We start from the raw sequence: 15087 nt of genomic DNA, 5'->3' as shown, positions 1-15087 counted from the left end.
TTGCTCACGAAGATTTATGATACCGATAATAAAAGCATCACGTCAACAATTAACTTTAATTATTTTGCATTTTTCTTATTTTCTTTATGAAATTTTTCAATTTGTAAAATTAGACAGAAGAAAAACAGCCTTTTGAAAGGCTGTTAAAAATTTGATTTTTTGTATAGTAATTTATATAAAATAAAAAATAAGATAGCGATTAAGGCGTTTTGCCAAAAGGTTAGATGATAAATAAGGTAAGGTTGTTTTCTAAAATAAATATTTACGAATATAGCTGAACAAAATGGAGTAGCAAAAGCGAGCCCGAATAGAATTCGTCTTTTCCAATTTATTTTTTGATCAAAGGAGTAACGCTTTAATAAATATAAAATAAGCAGTATTCCTAGAATAATGAGTGAAACAGACAAAATAGTTCCAGGGATACTAAAAGCTGGGGTGAATTGTTCTACATTATTTTCAAAGATTAAAATGAAAAAGGAAACAATTGCATCGATTCCAAACTGTATAGCAAGAAGTAAGCTAATAACAAAACCGATTAAAGAAGTTTTTTCTAATTTTGTTTGGACAGGCAAAGCTGATATAAGTTCATCGCAATAAGATTGTAAATCATTACCGAAAATGTCGTAAGCACTTTTATTTTCTGCTTGTGCTTCGATAAGATGGTCTAATATTTCTAATAAAAGTTCTTCTACTTGATGTTCGGGTACATTAGATAATCGAAGATATACTAGCATATCGCCATAAGCAGTTTCGTTTTCGGAAGTTAGAAGCTCACGTTTTTTATTATTCAATTCAATCATGTCTTGTGCATTCATCCCTATCACTCCCCTTGTAATAAATTGTTCACCGTAGTTGAAACCATTCCCCAACTTTGTTTAAACTCTTCAAGCTGCTCTAATCCTTTGTCGGTTACGTGATAATATTTTCGCTTTGGACCGAGTGAGGAAGCTTTTAATGTTCCTTCAATCAATTTTTCTTTTTGCATACGTAACAATAACGGATATATGCTTCCTTCACTTACGAATGTAAATCCGTGTTTATTTAATTTTGTACTCAGTTCATATCCGTACACTTCTTCTTGTGAAATGATGTATAGGATGCAACCTTCGAGCACACCTTTTAACATTTGGCTGTGCATGATTTCACCACCTTTTACTCAGGTAACTTGCGTTGCAAGGTAGCTGTTATCCAAATTATAACATTCAGTAACTTGCAACGCAAGTTACTGAAGTGGAAAACTTTAATGAGTGTTAATTCTTCATCGTTTCCCATACTAACGAGAGGAGGGAAGCATATGAAACCATTTATGCCAAAACTCGTTTACTTTGAACCGAAGGCACTCGAATATCCGCTTGGAAAAGAGCTGTATGAGAAGTTTACGAAGATGGGATTAGAAATTCGTGAAATGACATCCCATAATCAAATTAGAAATTTGCCAGGTGAAAATGATTTGCAAAAGTATCGTAATGCAAAGGCAACACTTGTCGTTGGGGTGAGGAAAACATTAAAGTTTGATACGTCAAAACCGTCAGCTGAATATGCAATCCCGCTCGCAACGGGGTGTATGGGACATTGTCATTATTGCTATTTGCAAACGACACTTGGGAGTAAGCCTTACGTTCGCGTGTATGTCAATCTTGATGAAATATTTGAGAAGGCAAAGCAGTATATGGATGAAAGAGCACCAGAAATAACAAGGTTTGAAGCGGCTTGTACATCAGATATTGTTGGAATTGATCATTTAACACATGCATTAAAGCGGGCGATTGAATTCATTGGAGAAAGTGAGCATGGGCGTTTACGTTTCGTTACGAAATATTCGCACGTTGATCATTTATTAGATGCAAAACATAATGGGAAAACTCGTTTTCGATTTAGTATTAATTCACGGTATGTAATCAAAAATTTTGAGCCGGGGACATCACCTTTTGAAGAACGAATTGAAGCGGCTCGTAAAGTAGCAGGTGCGGGTTATCCACTTGGGTTTATAGTTGCACCACTTTAATATGCATGAAGGATGGGAAGAAGGATATCGTGAACTATTTGAGCGAATGTACAATGCGCTAAAAGATTTGTCGATACCGAATTTAACATTTGAATTAATTCAACATCGCTTTACAAAACCAGCAAAAAAGGTCATTCAAGAGCGTTATCCGAATACGAAGCTTGAAATGGATGAAGAGAAGCGCAAATATAAATGGGGACGATATGGCATCGGGAAATACGTATATAAAAAAGATGATGCAGAAGTATTGGAAGAAACGATTAGAGGATATATTCATCACTTTTTTCCTAACGCAGAAATTCAATATTTTACATGAAAAGAACTTGTATTGGAATGCAAGTTCTTTTTTCTTTTAAATATTTAGGCTTGTTTTCAACTTGTCACGTTATTCTTTCTGGTGTATCATTTTATTGATTGCTTCGTACGGAATGAGCAAAATGAAATTGGATGGAGGAAACCGATGCCTACCCCTAGTATGGAAGATTATATTGAACAAATTTATTTGTTGATTGATGAAAAGGGTTATGCCCGCGTATCTGATATTGCTGAAGCGCTGAGTGTACATCCATCCTCTGTAACGAAAATGGTGCAAAAATTAGACAAAGATGAATATCTAATTTATGAAAAATATAGAGGGCTTGTATTAACATCAAAAGGTAAAAAAATCGGAGAACGTCTCGTATATCGTCATGACTTGCTAGAGCAATTTATGCGTATTATCGGTTTGGATGAAAGTAAAATTTACAATGATGTAGAAGGAATTGAACATCATTTAAGTTGGGAAGCAATTGACCGCATTGGTGATCTAGTGCAATATTTTGAACAAGATGAGGTTCGAGTGGAAACACTTCGTGGCGTTCAAAAAGCAAATGAAGAGAAAAGTAATTAAGGGGGAACGTATGTCGTTTCCTTTTTTATTTCAACCGAAAAGGATGGGGAAATTATGAAAGCAATTATTTTTGATTTTGATGGATTAATTGTAGACACAGAAACAATATGGTTTCACTCTTTCAGAGACGCTGTTCGTGAGTACGGTGGGGAGTTACCTTTAACGGAATTTGCGAAATGTATTGGAACGACAGACGATGTGCTTTACGCATATTTAAATGAGCAATTAAAAGAGAAGTTTAACAAGGATGCATTAAAAGAAAAAGTGAAAACTTTACATAAAGAGAAAATGAAAATACCAGAAGCTCGTGACGGGGTAAAAGAATATTTAGAGGAAGCGAAAGAAATGGGATTGAAAATCGCATTAGCTTCCAGTTCATCTAGAGAATGGGTTACTTCTTTTTTGGAAGAGCTACAAATTCGAGATTATTTTGAAGTCATTAAAACAAGGGAAGATGTTGAGAAGGTAAAACCGGATCCAGCACTTTATCGAATTGCGATAGAAGATTTAGGAATTGATCCGTCTGAAGCTGTTGTATTTGAAGACTCGTTAAACGGATTAAAAGCAGCGATTGCAGCAGGATTAAAGTGCGTTGTTGTACCTAATGATGTGACAAGGAATTTACCATTTGAAAATCATCACCTTCGAATTGAAAGTATGAAAGATAAAAGTTTGAAAGAAGTACTGCAAAATATAAAGAAAGACCGTATTTCCTAAAAGGAAGCACGGTCTTTCTTTTTGTTTTTTTTACCTTCAATGACAGTTAAATGAGATTGTTTTCTTTTTCGCTTCAAAGTGGAAGGAGCGCCTTTCTTACCTTTGTCATTAGAAGCGTTGGATTTCAAGAAAGAATTGCTTAGGGGTGCTACATTTTGTTTCCCATGTTTGCGGTTCGATTGTTTCGCTGCACGCTTATAAGAGCTTTGCGAATTTGCAGAACCACTAGAATTTGTAAACATCTTGTATAGCAAATAAAAGATACCGACAACAAGTAACATGTACCCGATATTTCTTAATACACCCATTGGATTTGTAATGACAGATGAAACAAGGCCGAATATTGCTAATCCGATAATAAGCATAACTATAGCGAATGTAAACGAACGACCGTTCATAAGGGACACCTCCTAAAAACATATATTAAAATTAGTATATTAACGATGAGGAAAGGAGTTGAACACCAATTTTAAATAATTATTGTTTGTTTTCTAAACGTAATAATTCTTCAAACGATGCAATGGCTACTTCCACTTGATCATCTGTTGGTTCTTTCGTTGTTAACAGTTGCAGCCATAATCCGGGATATCCAAGTATGCGTAATACTGGAATATCGCGTAATCGATTTGTAAATTGTAACACTTCGAAAGAAATGCCGAGAACGACTGGAATTAATAAAATTCGGTTTACGACTCTGGCCCAAAGTGGATCTGTAGGGACAAGGAAATAAACAAACATTCCAATAATGACTGTAAATATAATAAAGCTACTGCCACAGCGATAATGAAGGCGAGTTTGTTTTTGCACATTTTCTACAGTCATTGGAAGGTTATTCTCATAGGCATTAATTACTTTATGCTCCGCACCATGGTACTGAAATACCCGCTTAATAAGTGGGGTTAAAGAAATAAAGTATATATAGCTCAATAATAGCATGAGCTTAATGACACTTTCGACAATGATTTGCCCTGTATGAGAGGGGAAAATCGGTCTCGTTAATTCAGCTAGTAGTGCAGGAACTGCTGTGAAAATGACTTTACCAAATATGAAAGATAAAACACCAACTGCTGCAACTCCTAATACCATCGTTAATTTCGATTGTTCTTCTTTGTTATTTGCGATTTGTTCGTCTTCTTCTGGGTGGACATCAAATCGTTCTGAAGCAAAGTTTAAATGTTTTGCTCCATTCGCACTTGCATCCACAATAGCGGCAATCCCTCGTAAAAATGGAATTTTTTTCAGGATAGATAATGCTTTATTACGAACGCGTGGTAATCGATAAAATTCAATCGATTTATCTTTACGACGAACCGCTGTAACAGTATATTCTCTACCGCCAAACATAACTCCTTCTATGACTGCTTGCCCGCCATATATTTGTTTTGACTCTTCTGCCATGTTAACACCAACCTGTATTTGTTTCTCTCTTATGTAGAAAAAGAGGCAATTGTCATACTGGGTTCTGTCGTTTTGAAATAAGACAATCACCGAGTTTCCTTTATTTTATCGACAAATACAAGTATATGACAAGGAAAAATGTTACGAGAGTCGGACATTTCTTATTCTTTTTATAGACAAATTTCGCAGTATTTAAACATGGTTCAAAATAGTTTCGGGCATACTATTGAGCGGAGGTGTCGATGTGAGTCAAGAACAATTAGGAACAAGGAATTTTGTACAAATTGGTTTATTTGGTGGAATCTTTTGGGGGGGGATATGGTATTTCCTTCATATATTTTCATTTACGGAAGCGGGACCGAACTATTTACTTTTACCATTTGCCTTTGGAAGCTGGAAAGAAGGGGTATGGGGCAATGTGTCAGGAATTGTTTGTATGGGACTACTTTCGATTTTAATTGCCTTTTTGTATAAAGCGTTTTTGGCAAAGTTTGAAGGAATTCTTCCAGGGATGATTTATGGGCTATTTTGGTGGGCGTTACTATTTTTCGGAATGGGGTTAATAGCGCCTGCTATTAAAAGCGCACTCCATTTACCGAAAGAAACACTTGTGACGACGATATGTATTTTTATATTGTATGGTGTGTTTATTGCATACTCTGTTTCTTACGCAGTAAATACCAATAAGGCCGAGCAAGAAGGGGAAGAGAAGACGAACTATTCAAACAAGTAACTCCTATGTTAAAATGTTGTATAGATATTTAATATTAAGGAGTTTTAAGCATATGAAAAAGGTACTCCTCGTAAACGGTCCTAACCTAAATCGCCTCGGTGTCAGAGAGGTAAATGTATATGGAAAGGGCACGCTAGCGACACTTGAAGCAGATATGAAGCAAGAAGCAGAAACAATGGGAGTGGAGTTAGAATGTTTCCAATCGAATCATGAAGGTGCGATTATCGATCGTATTCATGAGGCGGAAGATATATATGAAGGGATCATTTTAAATCCTGGAGCATTTACGCATTATAGCTATGCGATTCGAGATGCAATTGCGAGCATTTCGATTCCTGTTATTGAAGTACATATTTCTAACATTCATCAGCGTGAGTCGTTCCGTCATGAATCTGTGACGGCAGCTGTTTGTGCGGGACAAATTGTTGGATTTGGTTTTTATGGCTATAAGTTAGCGTTATTTGCATTAATGGAGAAATTGAGGGAGGCATAAAGTAATGGAGAAAATCGAAAGAGTAAGAAGCGCATTTGATGAGGCTGGTATTGACGGTATTTTGTTAACAAATGAACATAGTCGTAGATATATGGCAAACTTCACAGGAACAGCTGGTGTTGTACTGATTTCGAAAAAACGTGCTCAATTTATTACAGATTTCCGCTATGTAGAGCAGGCTAGTAAACAAGCGGTTGGATACGAGATTGTACAGCATGCAGGATTAATCATTGATGAAGTTGCAAAGCAAGTGAAGGAACTGGGAATTCAAAAGCTTGGCTTTGAGCAAGATACTCTTACATATAGTTCTTATTCAACACATAAAGAAGCGATCGATGCTGAATTTATCCCAACTTCTGGGCTTGTAGAAAAGTTACGCTTGATAAAGACTGATTCAGAGATTAAGATATTAAAGGAAGCTGCACAGATTGCAGATGCTGCCTTTGAACATATTCTATCATTCATTCGCCCGGGAGTATCTGAAATTGAAGTGTCAAATGAACTTGAATTTTTCATGAGAAAACAAGGAGCAACATCTTCTTCGTTTGATATTATCGTTGCTTCAGGTCTTCGTTCGGCATTACCGCACGGCGTGGCATCTGAAAAAGTGATAGAAACAGGAGATTTCGTTACATTAGACTTCGGCGCTTATTATAAAGGATATTGCTCTGATATTACTCGTACGATTGCAGTTGGTGAACCATCTGATAAATTAAAAGAAATTTATAATATCGTTTTAGAAGCACAACTACGTGGTGTGAACGGTATTAAAGCTGGTTTAACAGGCCGTGAAGCGGATGCGTTAACGCGCGATTACATAACTGAAAAAGGATATGGTGAATACTTCGGACACTCTACTGGTCATGGAATTGGTCTTGAAATCCATGAAGCACCAGGTTTAGCGTTCCGTTCTGATACAGTACTTGAACCAGGAATGGCTGTAACAGTAGAACCAGGTATTTATATTCCAGGTATTGGCGGCGTACGTATTGAAGATGATATCATTGTAACAAGTGAAGGTAATGAAGTAATTACGAAATCACCAAAAGAACTTATTATTTTGTAATATACAGGAGGATTTTTTTACATGATTTCAGTAAACGATTTTCGTACAGGTTTAACAATTTCAGTGGACAATGCCCTTTGGCAAGTAATGGATTTCCAACACGTAAAGCCAGGTAAAGGTGCTGCATTCGTTCGCTCTAAACTACGTAACCTTCGCACAGGATCTGTTCAAGAGAAAACATTCCGTGCAGGTGAAAAAGTAGAAAAAGCACACATCGAAAACCGTCGTATGCAATACTTATACGCGAGCGGTGAGTCTCACGTATTTATGGATAACGGAACTTACGAGCAAATCGAACTTGGTGAAAACCAAATCGAGCGCGAACTTAAATTCCTAAAAGAAAACATGGAAGTATCTATTATGACATACCAAGATGAAGTACTTGGTGTTGAACTTCCGAACACAGTTGAATTAAAAGTGTCAGAAACAGAGCCTGGTATTAAAGGTGATACAGCTTCTAACGTAACAAAACCAGCTACATTAGAAACTGGTCTTGTTGTACAAGTACCAATTTTCATTAACGAAGGCGAAATGCTTATCATCAACACTGGTGAAGGTAAATACGTTTCTCGTGCATAGTAGAAAAGCACTCGTGATGATCACGAGTGCTTTTTTTATAGGAAATAGGGTAGGTAGTAAATAGCGGTGATAATAAAACTAACTAAAACAAGTGAAAGAGTACCCGCCATATATGGAGTGAAAACGATTTGAAATGGTTTTATTTCGCCAGTCTCAACACCAGTTAATGTTTTACTTATTGCGTGATCCGTAATGTTGTTTCTATGATTACTCATAATAATTAGCCATGTAATTGCAAATATCGCTAAGCTACCAAGGAAAAAGGTCTCCATAAATGACCAACCGACTATTATTGAAAAAAGATAAATAAGAGCTAATTCTACTACGACTGTTAAACTAATTTTTACTACCTTCATATTTTTCCTTCTCCTTTTGTAGGTCTAGCCAATTTAGAAATTTTTCACGTGACACGACATGTAGTACACAAGAAGATTTTACTTCATTCTCTAAGGTAGAATGTTCACCAGGGAATCTATCTTCCACATGCAATGAAATATAAGGCAGTTTTTCTTGTGCTTTTAACGAGCGGACATTATTCGTTTTAGCGCCAGCAAATACGTAGGAAAGTTGTAAGTCCAAAAAAGCAATTTTAAAGATTTCTTTTTTAGCAGCCTCATTATATCCTTTTCCCCAGTATTGATAGCCGAGCCAACTACCAATATGAGATTGTTTCTTCTCAAAATTAATATGTTTAAGTGTGGTGAGACCAATTATTTCGTTTTCTTCATTTACAATCATTCTCGATAAAGATCTCTTTTGGCGCTCTTCTTCTATTGCGAAAAGAAGAAATGCTTTCGTGTCTTCGATCTTTTCTACTGTTATTCCTAATGCATTTTTTACGTGTGGATCACTTGATAGCTTAAAAATCACATTTGCATAGCGTAAATCGAGTGGTACTAAAGTAACGTGTTGCATCGTCTATACCCCTTTTAAATTAAATATACCATAAAAAATTAATATTAAGATTTAATAAAATCGTTAGAGAAAAGTTGTGTTTTTAATTCTGAAATAGACAACCCCTGCATATGGTTGTACAAATATATTCTTTTTTGGAATGTAGCACTAGTAACCGTTATGGGAGAAGGTGGGAGAATGAAACAATGGCTAGCGGCAATGGAAACATCCGTGCTTGTAATGGGGTTACTTCGGTTGTTTTCGGGTAGCGCGGAAATATTCGCCGCTTTGCTTATGCTTTATGTGAATGATGCGAAAAAAGCATTGTTTATAAATGGTATGTTGGCGTTTGTTGGACCGACCGTATTAATTTTAACAATGACAATAGGCATAGCGAGTGTGGCAAGTGAGATTTCTTTCTTGAAACTCTTTTTTCTAGCGCTTGGAATTGGCTGCATTTTTATCGCGTTGTTGAAATAGTAAGTCGAGTATAGTGGGGAGAAGCTGATGAAAGAAGTATTAGAAGTTTTACCGAAAACGATGAAGCAGCTAGTGGAAAGGTGTAAGCAATACAATGCTCTAGAGGAAATTCGTGTTCGAATTGGAAGACCGCTAGAATGTATTGCTCATGGCGAAGTGTTTTTTTATGACTATATCGTTACAGCAGAGGATGCCATTTACTTATTGAATAAGTTAAGTCAATTCTCAATTTATACGATGGAAGAGGAATTAAAACGTGGGTATGTGACACTTCGAGGAGGACATAGAATCGGCTTAGCTGGAAAAGTCATTACAGAAAAAAGCGCAGTGAAAATGATTCGAGATGTCTCTTCCTTTAATATTCGTATCGCTCGTCAAAAAATAGGAATTGCTGAACCACTTTTGCCGTATTTGTATGAGTCAAGATGGTTAAACACGATGGTAATTGGCCCACCGCAAACGGGGAAAACAACACTTTTAAGAGATGTAGCACGTTGTATGAGTCAAGGTGTAAGTGCTTCGAAAATACCTTCTTGTAAAGTCGGGATTGTTGATGAGCGGTCAGAAATTGCAGGTTGCGTGAAAGGCATCCCGCAATATGACTTTGGAGCGCGAGTAGATGTGTTAGACGCATGTCCAAAAGCTGAAGGAATGATGATGATGATTCGTTCTATGAGTCCAGATGTTTTGATTGTAGATGAAATCGGACGTAAAGAAGATAGTGAAGCAATTATGGAGGCCGTGCATGCAGGGGTTCAGCTTTTTATAAGTGCACATGGATTTTCTTATGATGATGTTGTGAAACGTCCATCACTAAAAGCGGTGCTGGAGCTCGGCATATTTGATAGGTTTGTGGAGCTATCAAAAGCAAGAGGGCCAGGAACAGTTATGCAAGTAAAAGATAAATATGGAAAATCGGTATTACCTCATAGAAAGGCTGAGGGCGTATGGTAAAAATATTTGGTGCAGTGTTAATCGTTGCGGTCAGCACCTTTTTCGGGTTTTCATACGCTAAAAGATACAGTGAGAGACCAAGGCAACTTAGATTATTAAAAGCGGCACTTCAATCATTAGAGGCAGAAATTATGTATGGGCATACACCTTTATCTGAAGCCGCTGAGCGATTAGTGAAACAAATGCCGAAGCCGTTAAATTGGATATTTCAAAGTTTCGCTAGAAGGCTAGAAAGTGGAGACCAAACAGTAAGAGAAGCTTGGATAGATAGTTTGAAAGAAAATTGGAAGCTAACAGCATTTCAACAAACTGAGTACGAGATTTTGCAGCAATTTGGCGAAACGCTCGGACAGCATGATCGTGAATCACAACAAAAACATATTCGCTTATGCATTACACATTTAGAGAGAGAAGAAGAAGAAGCGAAAGCATTACAACTGCAATACGAAAAAATGATCAAGAGCTTAGGGGTACTAGCGGGGCTACTTATCGTAATTTTACTGCTATAGGAGGGAGAAAGGCGATGTCCATTGATGTTGGATTAATATTTCAAATCGCCGGAATCGGCATTGTTTTAGCTTTTATTCATACCGTACTAAAAGAATTAAAGCGAGAGGATATTGCAAATTGGGTTATCCTTGTCGGTTTTGTCGTTATTTTATTTCATGTGGCATTTTTAATTAATACGCTATTCGACAAGATTAAGAGTGTCTTTCTCTTCCAGTAAAGGAGGCGGTTCGAATCGAAATTATACAAATTGTCGGATTAGGCCTCGTTGCTACGTTTTTAGCGGCTGTATTAAATCAGCATAAATCTAGCATTACGTCGTTATTTATTGTGTTCGTAGGTAGCGTGATGTTTCTTATTTTAATTGATCAAATTCACTCTATTTTACAAATGATTGAGAGAGTAGCGAGTGAAGCGAAAGTTAGCAACGTATATGTAGAAACGCTGCTAAAAATTATTGGGATTGCTTATATTGCTGAGTTTGGAGCACAAATTACAAAAGATGCAGGGCAGGGTGCAATCGCTTCAAAAATTGAATTAGCTGGAAAAATCTTAATTTTAGTAATGGCGATTCCTATTTTGACGGTTGTCATTGAAACTATTCTCGGATTTTTACCGACGGGATAAGGGGGAGTGAATGTTGAGGGGGTTTGGAGCTAAGCTGCTATTTGCTTGCTTCCTTTTCTTTTCTTTACCGGTTGTTGTACAAGCTTCTCCTGTAGAAACAAACGTCGTTGATCAACAATTGGATAAGCTCGGAATTGAAGATGTGAAGCAATTTTGGGACGGGCTTGTTACAAAATATGGAGGTTATTTACCAGAGAGTCAAAAAGGTAGTTTTATGGAGTTTGTAAAGGGAGAAAAAGAAATTTCTATAAAAGAGTGGATGCTAGGTTTATTAAAGTATTTATTTCACGAGCTTGTTGCAAATGGGAAGCTGCTGGGAACGCTCATTATGCTTACAATTTTTAGTGCATTGTTGCAATCACTGCAATCTGCATTTTCAAAGAGTAGTGTAAGTAAAATTGCGGATGCAGTTGTATATATGGTACTTATTATTTTCGCTTTAAATAGTTTTTATGTCGTCATGACATATGCAAGAGAAACGATACAAACAATGGTAGATTTCATATTAGCGCTATTGCCAATCTTGCTTGCACTCATAGCAACTGGAGGTGGTGTTGTATCTGTATCGTTTTTTCATCCGATTATCATCTTCTTAATGAACACGAGCGGGCTTTTGATGAATTATATCGTTCTACCACTTTTATTACTTGCAACGATATTAAGTATTGTAAGTACGATGAGTGATCAATATAAAGTTACGAAATTGTCCAAGCTTCTGCAAAACGTTAGCGTTGGGATTATCGGTATTTTTTTAACGATTTTTTTAGGGGTATTATCTGTACAAGGAACAGCGACAGCTGTTGCTGATGGAATCGCTGTGAAAACTGCTAAATTTGTAACAGGGAACTTTATTCCCGTAGTAGGAAGAATGTTTACAGAGGCGGCGGATACTGTTATTAGTGCATCGGGATTATTAAAAAACACAGTCGGAATTATTGGACTCGTCATTCTATGTTTAATTGTCGCTTTTCCAGCGATTCAAATTTTTTGTATCGCGTTTATTTATAAATTCGCAGCAGCAGTATTACAGCCAGTTGGCAGCGGAGCAATTATTCAATGTTTAGATATTATCGGACGAAGCATCATTTATGTATTTGCTTGCTTAGCTATCGTATCATTTATGTTCTTTTTAAGTATCACAATTATTATTGCTGCGGGGAACATTACACTTATGATGCGGTAGGAGGTGAAGGGTATGCAATTTGTTACAGAGTGGATTAGAAATATTATCGTTTTTTTACTCTTAGCGACAATGCTTCATCTTATTCTTCCAAATTCAAATTTGCAAAAGTACGTTAAATTCGTTGTAAGTCTATTATTAGTTGTTTTAATCTTAACGCCCCTTTTTAAACTACTGCAAACAGATGTGAATGAAGTAATCGCAAATTTTAATGAAGAGAAGTACGTAGCAGAAGGATCTGTAAAAAATTCAATAGATTCGAAGAAAAAAGAAATACAAGCTCTAACACGTGCATATAGTTTAGAAGAGATGGCTACCAAAATGAAAAAAGAAGTAGGAAAAGAATTCGAGAAAAAGTATGGTATGACAGTCTCTGAAATACAAATAGTCGCAGCGGAAAGTACAGCGGAAGTAAAGTCAGCAAAAGATATTCAAACTGTTGTTGTGACGTTGAAAGAAAAAGAACGTAGTAAAAATGATGCAATCGAAACAGTAAAACCAGTTGAAATTAACACGAAGGAACCTCCGAAAAAAGTAGAAGAAACGAATGTAGAAATGAAAGATTTCTTTTCAAGCAGGTGGCAACTAGAGAATAAACAAATCCAAGTTCAAATGGAAGGGAGGACAGGTAGAGTAAATGGACAATAAAGATAAAAATTCGAAGTTCTCATTTTTTCGAAACTTATTGAATGGGGATGAAAAAGAAAGCAATGAGAAGGGAAAAAAGATAACACCTAAGTTTTTACTTGTCCTACTCATACTTGGGATTTTGCTTATGTTTTCTAGTAGTCTTTTTTCAAGTAAAAAAGAAGAAGTACCTGTATTTAAAGAACAAAAAACGCAAAACCAAGAAAAAGACGTACCAACTTTTGGACAAAAAAATAATGATAGTATGTCAAATGTAGAAAAGTATGAAAAAGCGTATGAACAAGAATTAAAAGCAGCCTTAGAAGAAATAGCGGGAGTAAAAAATGTAACGATTAAAGTAAATTTAGATTCATCAGAAGAAAAAATATTAGAGAAAAATACAGTGAAACGTTCACAAACAACAGGTGAAACAGATAAGACAGGTGGTAAGAGGGAAGTAGAAGATGAGTCCCTTGATGAAAAGACAGTCATTATACGTGAAGGTGATAAAGAAACTCCTGTTGTTTTACGAACAGAGAAACCGAAAGTACGAGGTGTTCTTGTCGTAGCAAAAGGAGTGGATAATATACAAGTTAAAGCGATGGTAAAAGAAGCTGTCATACGGCTGCTAGATGTACCAGCCCATCGCGTTTCAGTTTCACCGAAAAATTGATAGGGAGGAAATAAAGTGTTAAAAAAACAAACGGTTTGGCTATTAACGATGTTAAGTTTAGTTGTTGTACTATCTGTTTATTACGTAACAACTCCTGACAAAATGAATACAGCATCGCCGGCAACAGGTGAAAAGATTGGACAAGAAAAACAAGGTACTGATAAAGCAGTAACAAATGAAGCACCTAAAGAAACGCCAAAAAAAGAAAATACAAGCAAGGAAACATCAAATAAAGAAACAGACAAAAAAGAGAGTGCTAACAAAGAAACAAGTAAAAAAGATGCTAACGTAACAGTTCAATCAAGTGATGAAAATTTCACAGCACTACGTATGCAAATGGAAGATCAGCTAAGTGAACAAAAATCAAGATTACAAGAAGTTATGAATTCAGCAAAATCTTCAGCAACAGAAAAGAGTAAAGCGAAAGATAATTTTGATGCAATTACTACAATGGAAACGAAGCAAGAATTACTTGAGACAGTGATTAAGTCTCAAGGAGGATATAAAGATGCCCTTGTAAGAGCTGATGGAACTGATATTAGAGTAACTGTGAAAGCAGCAAAGCATTCACAAAAAGAAGCGAATAAAATTATACAGCTTGTAAGAAGTGAAGGCGGATCAAAAGATGTAGGTGTGAAATTTGATCCACCGACAAAATAAAAACTAATAATCCGCGGGGGAATCCCCTGCGGATTATTAGTTTTTACGAATCGGATTGTTTGAAAATAATTATAGAAAAAAGCTATCATTTTCGATAGCTTTTTTCTGTTTCGTCTTTGTAGTTGTTTTTATTATGTTCAACTCGGAATGGAGAAATACGTTGTGAGTAAAAGATTAGCGGTTCATGGTAACGATGATTACTTTTTCCGGATTTGACGTGGATGAAGAGAACGAATGCCCAGACCATTACGGCAGGTAAGAAGAGAATGAGCCATATCATATGTCCACACCTCGATACGATATATTTTCTACACTTTGAACATACTATTCTTATATGAAGGAATGATGAACGGTGTGTAAACAAAAAAATAATATTTGGTAAAAATATGTTGTTGACTATAGATGAGGTGAAGAGTGGAGCGGTAATGATCTGTTTATTGTGTAGCATTGTGAAAAAAGTAAGGAATGTTTTTTAGAAGTGGTCTTGCCAATTTCGTGTGAAACTTGGTATTATTACTAGGTAATAATTTTTTATTGGAATAATATTTTTACAGGAGTTTCGATTTATTATAAAGAAATATAAATTGGAATGTTTAAAAAATTTA

At 36.1% G+C, this 15087-nt stretch carries 22 protein-coding genes and 1 pseudogene; 16 read left to right on the top strand and 7 right to left on the bottom strand.

The window, feature by feature from the left end:
- Positions 1-143 precede the first annotated feature (143 nt).
- The gene (locus NHG49_RS21395) at positions 144-815 is read right to left on the bottom strand and encodes a DUF1129 domain-containing protein (RefSeq protein WP_064474820.1); all 672 of its coding nucleotides are present in this window, start codon (positions 813-815) and stop codon (positions 144-146) included.
- 5 nt (positions 816-820) lie between these two features.
- Positions 821-1138, bottom strand: a complete 318-nt coding sequence (locus NHG49_RS21390) for a PadR family transcriptional regulator (protein WP_000556083.1) — start codon at positions 1136-1138, stop codon at positions 821-823.
- A 156-nt stretch (positions 1139-1294) separates the two neighbouring features.
- Here NHG49_RS21390 and splB point away from each other — a divergent pair.
- From splB to NHG49_RS21375, 3 genes and pseudogenes are all read left to right on the top strand, one after another.
- Positions 1295-2321 (top strand): annotated as a pseudogene (splB, locus tag NHG49_RS21385) (spore photoproduct lyase).
- A 144-nt stretch (positions 2322-2465) separates the two neighbouring features.
- Positions 2466-2894 carry a transcriptional regulator MntR gene (gene mntR, locus NHG49_RS21380; RefSeq protein ID WP_001143071.1) on the top strand — a complete coding sequence of 143 codons (429 nt, stop codon included), beginning with the start codon at positions 2466-2468 and terminating at the stop codon, positions 2892-2894.
- A gap of 54 nt (positions 2895-2948) precedes the next feature.
- Positions 2949-3611 carry an HAD family hydrolase gene (locus NHG49_RS21375; protein ID WP_064474821.1) on the top strand — a complete coding sequence of 221 codons (663 nt, stop codon included), beginning with the start codon at positions 2949-2951 and terminating at the stop codon, positions 3609-3611.
- Here NHG49_RS21375 and NHG49_RS21370 read toward each other — a convergent pair.
- Both NHG49_RS21370 and NHG49_RS21365 read right to left on the bottom strand, forming a co-directional pair.
- A complete protein-coding gene (locus NHG49_RS21370; RefSeq protein ID WP_001014467.1) occupies positions 3608-4009 on the bottom strand; it encodes an SA1362 family protein in 402 nt (133 codons plus the stop codon). The genes NHG49_RS21375 and NHG49_RS21370 overlap by 4 nt on opposite strands.
- A gap of 79 nt (positions 4010-4088) precedes the next feature.
- Positions 4089-5009, bottom strand: coding sequence for a DUF1385 domain-containing protein (locus tag NHG49_RS21365; protein WP_000807116.1), 921 nt, complete (start codon positions 5007-5009; stop codon positions 4089-4091).
- Between the two features lie 244 nt (positions 5010-5253).
- Here NHG49_RS21365 and NHG49_RS21360 point away from each other — a divergent pair, with 244 nt between their 5' ends.
- From NHG49_RS21360 to efp, 4 genes are read left to right on the top strand one after another with little or no spacing between them, the layout of a single operon-like run.
- The gene (locus NHG49_RS21360) at positions 5254-5742 is read left to right on the top strand and encodes a YqhR family membrane protein (RefSeq protein ID WP_142289410.1); all 489 of its coding nucleotides are present in this window, start codon (positions 5254-5256) and stop codon (positions 5740-5742) included.
- A gap of 52 nt (positions 5743-5794) precedes the next feature.
- Positions 5795-6235: a type II 3-dehydroquinate dehydratase gene (gene aroQ, locus NHG49_RS21355; protein WP_000757087.1), complete on the top strand. Its 441-nt coding sequence runs from the start codon at positions 5795-5797 to the stop codon at positions 6233-6235.
- A 4-nt stretch (positions 6236-6239) separates the two neighbouring features.
- Positions 6240-7301 carry a Xaa-Pro dipeptidase gene (gene pepQ / locus NHG49_RS21350; RefSeq protein WP_064474823.1) on the top strand — a complete coding sequence of 354 codons (1062 nt, stop codon included), beginning with the start codon at positions 6240-6242 and terminating at the stop codon, positions 7299-7301.
- A gap of 21 nt (positions 7302-7322) precedes the next feature.
- On the top strand, positions 7323-7880 hold the full coding sequence (gene efp, locus NHG49_RS21345; RefSeq protein WP_000626521.1) for an elongation factor P: 558 nt from the start codon (positions 7323-7325) through the stop codon (positions 7878-7880).
- 35 nt (positions 7881-7915) lie between these two features.
- Here efp and NHG49_RS21340 read toward each other — a convergent pair whose 3' ends face one another.
- Together NHG49_RS21340 and NHG49_RS21335 are read right to left on the bottom strand one after the other, a co-directional pair.
- Positions 7916-8236, bottom strand: coding sequence for a hypothetical protein (locus tag NHG49_RS21340; RefSeq protein ID WP_064474824.1), 321 nt, complete (start codon positions 8234-8236; stop codon positions 7916-7918).
- Entirely contained in the window at positions 8217-8795 is a 579-nt protein-coding gene (locus NHG49_RS21335) for a GNAT family N-acetyltransferase (protein ID WP_088048127.1), read from the bottom strand. Before NHG49_RS21335 ends, NHG49_RS21340 begins: the two co-directional genes overlap by 20 nt.
- A gap of 177 nt (positions 8796-8972) precedes the next feature.
- On the opposite strand from NHG49_RS21335, the gene NHG49_RS21330 reads away from it, so the two are divergent.
- From NHG49_RS21330 to NHG49_RS21290, 9 genes are read left to right on the top strand one after another with little or no spacing between them, the layout of a single operon-like run.
- Positions 8973-9254 carry a YqhV family protein gene (locus tag NHG49_RS21330; protein ID WP_000816054.1) on the top strand — a complete coding sequence of 94 codons (282 nt, stop codon included), beginning with the start codon at positions 8973-8975 and terminating at the stop codon, positions 9252-9254.
- Between the two features lie 27 nt (positions 9255-9281).
- Positions 9282-10208, top strand: coding sequence for a stage III sporulation protein AA (spoIIIAA, locus tag NHG49_RS21325; RefSeq protein ID WP_064474826.1), 927 nt, complete (start codon positions 9282-9284; stop codon positions 10206-10208).
- Positions 10202-10717: a stage III sporulation protein SpoIIIAB gene (gene spoIIIAB / locus NHG49_RS21320; protein WP_000238694.1), complete on the top strand. Its 516-nt coding sequence runs from the start codon at positions 10202-10204 to the stop codon at positions 10715-10717. The genes spoIIIAA and spoIIIAB overlap by 7 nt, the downstream gene beginning before the upstream one ends.
- A gap of 14 nt (positions 10718-10731) precedes the next feature.
- Positions 10732-10935 (top strand): stage III sporulation protein AC, encoded by a 204-nt coding sequence (gene spoIIIAC / locus NHG49_RS21315; RefSeq protein WP_000020914.1) that lies wholly within the window; start codon positions 10732-10734, stop codon positions 10933-10935.
- Between the two features lie 23 nt (positions 10936-10958).
- Complete coding sequence (spoIIIAD, locus tag NHG49_RS21310) at positions 10959-11342, top strand: stage III sporulation protein AD (protein ID WP_077393170.1); 384 nt, start codon at positions 10959-10961, stop codon at positions 11340-11342.
- Between the two features lie 10 nt (positions 11343-11352).
- Positions 11353-12525, top strand: a complete 1173-nt coding sequence (spoIIIAE, locus tag NHG49_RS21305) for a stage III sporulation protein AE (RefSeq protein ID WP_000943696.1) — start codon at positions 11353-11355, stop codon at positions 12523-12525.
- Positions 12526-12537: 12 nt separating this feature from the next.
- Positions 12538-13170, top strand: coding sequence for a stage III sporulation protein AF (spoIIIAF, locus tag NHG49_RS21300; RefSeq protein ID WP_001161039.1), 633 nt, complete (start codon positions 12538-12540; stop codon positions 13168-13170).
- Entirely contained in the window at positions 13160-13822 is a 663-nt protein-coding gene (gene spoIIIAG / locus NHG49_RS21295; RefSeq protein ID WP_000368870.1) for a stage III sporulation protein AG, read from the top strand. Before spoIIIAF ends, spoIIIAG begins: the two co-directional genes overlap by 11 nt.
- 15 nt (positions 13823-13837) lie before the next feature.
- Complete coding sequence (locus NHG49_RS21290) at positions 13838-14482, top strand: SpoIIIAH-like family protein (protein ID WP_000914706.1); 645 nt, start codon at positions 13838-13840, stop codon at positions 14480-14482.
- 85 nt (positions 14483-14567) lie between these two features.
- Here the strand turns inward: NHG49_RS21290 and NHG49_RS21285 are convergent, their stop codons facing one another.
- The gene (locus tag NHG49_RS21285) at positions 14568-14762 is read right to left on the bottom strand and encodes a hypothetical protein (protein ID WP_046957516.1); all 195 of its coding nucleotides are present in this window, start codon (positions 14760-14762) and stop codon (positions 14568-14570) included.
- Positions 14763-15087: the final 325 nt, after the last annotated feature.

It is taken from the genome of Bacillus sp. IBL03825 (assembly GCF_024712505.1).
GTDB classification, from domain to species: Bacteria; Bacillota; Bacilli; order Bacillales; family Bacillaceae_G; genus Bacillus_A; species Bacillus_A wiedmannii.
Note: the sequence above shows the minus strand (reverse complement) of the source record. Positions and strands in the feature narration are given on the sequence as shown.

Coding starts and splice junctions, on each gene's coding strand:
- NHG49_RS21330 (WP_000816054.1), top strand. CDS start 8,973: ATGAAACAATGGCTAGCGGCAATGGAAACATCCGTGCTTGTAATGGGG.
- spoIIIAE (WP_000943696.1), top strand. CDS start 11,353: ATGTTGAGGGGGTTTGGAGCTAAGCTGCTATTTGCTTGCTTCCTTTTC.
- spoIIIAF (WP_001161039.1), top strand. CDS start 12,538: ATGCAATTTGTTACAGAGTGGATTAGAAATATTATCGTTTTTTTACTC.
- NHG49_RS21365 (WP_000807116.1), bottom strand. CDS start 5,009: ATGGCAGAAGAGTCAAAACAAATATATGGCGGGCAAGCAGTCATAGAA.
- mntR (WP_001143071.1), top strand. CDS start 2,466: ATGCCTACCCCTAGTATGGAAGATTATATTGAACAAATTTATTTGTTG.
- NHG49_RS21375 (WP_064474821.1), top strand. CDS start 2,949: ATGAAAGCAATTATTTTTGATTTTGATGGATTAATTGTAGACACAGAA.
- aroQ (WP_000757087.1), top strand. CDS start 5,795: ATGAAAAAGGTACTCCTCGTAAACGGTCCTAACCTAAATCGCCTCGGT.
- NHG49_RS21370 (WP_001014467.1), bottom strand. CDS start 4,009: ATGAACGGTCGTTCGTTTACATTCGCTATAGTTATGCTTATTATCGGA.
- spoIIIAA (WP_064474826.1), top strand. CDS start 9,282: ATGAAAGAAGTATTAGAAGTTTTACCGAAAACGATGAAGCAGCTAGTG.
- NHG49_RS21390 (WP_000556083.1), bottom strand. CDS start 1,138: ATGCACAGCCAAATGTTAAAAGGTGTGCTCGAAGGTTGCATCCTATAC.
- NHG49_RS21340 (WP_064474824.1), bottom strand. CDS start 8,236: ATGAAGGTAGTAAAAATTAGTTTAACAGTCGTAGTAGAATTAGCTCTT.
- pepQ (WP_064474823.1), top strand. CDS start 6,240: ATGGAGAAAATCGAAAGAGTAAGAAGCGCATTTGATGAGGCTGGTATT.
- spoIIIAG (WP_000368870.1), top strand. CDS start 13,160: ATGGACAATAAAGATAAAAATTCGAAGTTCTCATTTTTTCGAAACTTA.
- efp (WP_000626521.1), top strand. CDS start 7,323: ATGATTTCAGTAAACGATTTTCGTACAGGTTTAACAATTTCAGTGGAC.
- NHG49_RS21335 (WP_088048127.1), bottom strand. CDS start 8,795: ATGCAACACGTTACTTTAGTACCACTCGATTTACGCTATGCAAATGTG.
- spoIIIAB (WP_000238694.1), top strand. CDS start 10,202: ATGGTAAAAATATTTGGTGCAGTGTTAATCGTTGCGGTCAGCACCTTT.
- NHG49_RS21285 (WP_046957516.1), bottom strand. CDS start 14,762: ATGATATGGCTCATTCTCTTCTTACCTGCCGTAATGGTCTGGGCATTC.
- spoIIIAC (WP_000020914.1), top strand. CDS start 10,732: ATGTCCATTGATGTTGGATTAATATTTCAAATCGCCGGAATCGGCATT.
- NHG49_RS21395 (WP_064474820.1), bottom strand. CDS start 815: ATGAATGCACAAGACATGATTGAATTGAATAATAAAAAACGTGAGCTT.